Here is a 3655-nt window from a genome sequence, read left to right on the forward strand (position 1 = left end):
GCGCGGCGGCCCCGACCACCAGCAGTTCGTCGACTGGCTGCGTGCGGTCGCCCCCTACATCCACGCCTTCCGGGGCAAGACCTTCGTGATCGCCTTTGGCGGCGAACTGGTCAAGGCCGGCACGCTCAACGCCCTGGTCAACGACGTGGCGCTGCTGCACGCCATGGGCATGCAGATCGTACTGGTGCATGGCTCGCGCCCGCAGGTGGAAGAACAGCTGGCGCTGCGCCAGGTCGAGTCGCAATTCGCCGAAGGCGTGCGCATCACCGACAACGCCGCACTGGAGTGCGCCAAGGAAGCCGCCGGCGAACTGCGCCTGGATATCGAGGCCGCGTTCAGCCAGGGCCTGCCCAATACGCCCATGGCCGGCGCCCAGCTCTCCGTGATCTCCGGCAACTTCGTCACCGCGCGCCCGGTCGGCATCGTCGAGGGCGTGGACTACCAGCACACCGGACTGGTACGGAAAATCGACGGCGAATCGGTACGCATGTCGCTGTCGCACGGCAAGATCGTGCTGCTCTCCCCGCTCGGCTTCTCGCCCACCGGGCAAGCCTTCAACCTGTCGATGGAAGACGTGGCCAGCGCCACCGCCATCGCGCTGAAGGCCGACAAGCTGGTCTTTATCACCGAGGTGCCCGGCGTGCAGGACGCGGTCGGCAAGCTGATGCCGGAAATGTCGCTGCGCACCGCCATCGAACGGTTGCAGAACAACCACCTGCCCGCCGAGGTCGCCGTCTACCTCGAACACCTGGTCAAGGCGCTCAAGGGCGGCGTGCCGCGCGCCCACCTGATACCCTTCGACCTGGACGGCTCGGTGCTGCTGGAATTGTTCCTCCACGATGGCGTCGGCACCATGATTTCCGACACCGACCTGGAAAGCCTGCGCGAAGCCACGCTGGACGACGTCGGCGGCATCCTGCAGCTGATCGCGCCGCTGGAGCAGGATGGCACGCTGGTGCCGCGCGGACGTCACCTGATCGAGCGCGACATCGCCAACTTCTCGGTAATCGAGCACGACGGCGTGCTGTTCGGCTGTGCCGCGCTCTACGCCTATCCGCGCGAAGGCATGGCCGAGATGGCCTGCCTGACCGTGTCCTCCGAAGCGCAGGGCACCGGCGACGGCGAGCGCCTGCTCAAGCGTATCGAGCGCCGCGCCCGCAGCCTTGGGCTGGACCGCCTGTTCGTGCTCACCACCCGCACCGAACACTGGTTCCTCAAGCGCGGCTTCGTCCACGCCACCGTGGACGACCTGCCGGAAGACAAGCGCAAGCTCTACAACTGGCAGCGCAAATCGATGGTGCTGATGAAAAAACTGTGACGGCGGTGGGGGTAGCCGGAAGGCTCGCCCCCGCTTCGCTACAATAGCGGCATCGCAACGGCCGGCCTCTCGCCGCGCCGGCTACATCACACGACAACAAGGAGTTCCCCAATGGCCCGCATGGTCAACTGCGTCAAGCTCAACAAGGAAGCCGAAGGGCTCGACCTGCCGCCGCTGCCGGGCGAACTCGGCAAGAAGATCTGGCAAAGTGTGTCCAAGGAAGCCTGGGCCGGCTGGCTCAAGCACCAGACCATGCTGATCAACGAGAACCGCCTCAATATGGCGGATGCCCGTGCGCGCCAGTACCTGCTCAAGCAGACCGAAAAGTACTTCTTCGGCGAAGGCGCCGACCAGGCGCAGGGCTACGTCCCGCCGCCGCAGGCCTGATTGCCGCTGCCCGCGGTCGTTGCCGCGCGGCCGGAAAACAAAAAGGGTGCCGTTCGAGGCACCCTTTTTTCATGCAGGCGGCAGCCGGCGAGCCCGGCCAATGCTCAATAATCGCTACGCGTCACACCGTCGGATGTGCCGAGCAGCAGCACATCGGCACCGCGCAGGGCGAACAGCCCCACCGTCACCACACCGGGCACATGGTCGATGATCTCTTCCAGCCCCTTCGGATCGGTGATCTTCAGCCCGGCCACGTCCAGGATCACATTGCCGTTATCGGTCTTGTAGATGCCGCCTTCCTTGGTCATGCGCAGGCGCGGCTGGCCGCCAAGCGCCGCCAGCTTGCGCGCCACGGCGGCACGTGCCATTGGAATCACTTCCACCGGCAGCGGGAACGCGCCCATCGCGGCCACCAGCTTGCTGCCGTCCGCGATGCAGACGAAGCGCTTCGCTACCGAAGCGACGATCTTCTCGCGCGTCAGCGCGCCGCCGCCGCCCTTGATCATCGCGCCGCTGGCATCGATCTCGTCGGCGCCGTCCACATACACGGGGATCTCGTCGACCTCGTTCAGGTCCAGGACCTTGAAACCGTGCTGCTGCAGGCGGCGGGTGGAAGCCTCCGAACTGGAAACCGCACCGGCAAAGCGTTCCTTGAACGCCGCCACCGCGTCGATAAAGAGGTTGGCCGTGGAACCGGTACCAACGCCAAGCACCGCACCCGCCGGCACTTCCTTCTCGACATAGTCGGCCGCGGCTTGCGCTACCAGCGCCTTGAGTTCATCCTGAGTCATGACAACAGCCCGTCTGCTTTGGGGGGAAACCGCATAGTGTACCGGATTGCCGTGGCATCGCAGGTTCCGCCACCTGCCAACGGTACAATGGCCGCGAGGCAACGCCAGGGCTGCGCGCGCCACCCGTCGTGGTTCCCGCCATCCGGGCCTGGGCCTGCAAGGATGCACGCCGGCGCTGCGGGCCTGCCGTTTCGGCCCCGCGCCATCCCCAACCCTTACCAGTAATGCACTGACCATGAACCAGCTCGATCAGCTCAAGCAGTTCACCACCGTGGTGGCGGACACCGGCGATTTCCAGTTGATGAAGCAGTACACGCCGCAGGACGCCACGACCAACCCATCCCTGATCCTGAAAGCGGTGCAGAAGGCGGAATACCGCCCGCTGCTCGAAAAAGCGGTGCGCGACCACGAAGGCACCCAGGCCGTCATGGACGCCCTGCTGATCGCCTTCGGCTGCGAGATACTGGCCATCGTGCCGGGCCGCGTCTCCACCGAAGTCGATGCCCGCCTGTCGTTCGACACCGAAGCCACGGTCGCCAAGGCACGCCACCTGATCGCGCTGTACGAGCAACGCGGCGTGGCGCGCGAGCGCGTGCTGATCAAGATCGCCTCCACCTGGGAAGGCATCCGCGCCGCTGAAATCCTGCAGCGCGACGGCATCCGCTGCAATATGACGCTGCTGTTCTCGCTGGCCCAGGCGGTGGCCTGCGCCGAGGCCGGCGCGCAACTGATCTCGCCCTTCGTCGGCCGCATCCTGGACTGGCACAAGAAGCAGGCCGGCGACAAATGGGACGCCGCCGCCAACGCGGGCGACAACGATCCCGGCGTGCGCTCGGTGCGCCAGATCTACGACTACTACAAGAAGTTCGGCCACCCTACCGAAGTGATGGGCGCCAGCTTCCGCAGCACCGAACAGATCCTGGCACTGGCCGGCTGCGACCTGCTGACCATCAGCCCCGACCTGCTCGAAAAGCTGGCCGCGGGCCAAGGCACGGTGGAATGCAAGCTCTCGGTGGACCAGGCCCAGGCCGGCAACATTGCCCGCATCGCCTGCGATGAGGCGGCTTTCCGCTGGCAGCTCAACGAGGATGCGATGGCTACCGAGAAGCTGGCTGAAGGCATCCGGCTGTTTGCGGCGGATGCGGTGAAGCTGGAGGCG

General features: G+C 65.9%; 4 protein-coding genes. 3 read left to right on the forward strand and 1 reads right to left on the reverse strand.

Annotated elements, in window-relative coordinates:
- Together argA and P3W85_RS29390 are read left to right on the forward strand one after the other, a co-directional pair.
- Positions 1-1318: amino-acid N-acetyltransferase (gene argA, locus P3W85_RS29385; RefSeq protein ID WP_276267350.1), on the forward strand; the 1318-nt coding region annotated here is incomplete at its 5' end.
- Positions 1319-1429: 111 nt separating this feature from the next.
- Positions 1430-1705 carry an oxidative damage protection protein gene (locus tag P3W85_RS29390; RefSeq protein WP_017225633.1) on the forward strand — a complete coding sequence of 92 codons (276 nt, stop codon included), beginning with the start codon at positions 1430-1432 and terminating at the stop codon, positions 1703-1705.
- 104 nt (positions 1706-1809) lie between these two features.
- Here the strand turns inward: P3W85_RS29390 and rpiA are convergent, their stop codons facing one another.
- Complete coding sequence (gene rpiA, locus P3W85_RS29395; protein WP_017225632.1) at positions 1810-2496, reverse strand: ribose-5-phosphate isomerase RpiA; 687 nt, start codon at positions 2494-2496, stop codon at positions 1810-1812.
- Between the two features lie 235 nt (positions 2497-2731).
- Here rpiA and tal point away from each other — a divergent pair.
- The coding region (tal, locus tag P3W85_RS29400) for a transaldolase (RefSeq protein WP_276267351.1) at positions 2732-3655 on the forward strand (924 nt) is incomplete at its 3' end.

The sequence above is a fragment of the Cupriavidus basilensis genome (genome assembly GCF_029335485.1).
Lineage (GTDB): Bacteria > Pseudomonadota > Gammaproteobacteria > Burkholderiales > Burkholderiaceae > Cupriavidus > Cupriavidus basilensis_E.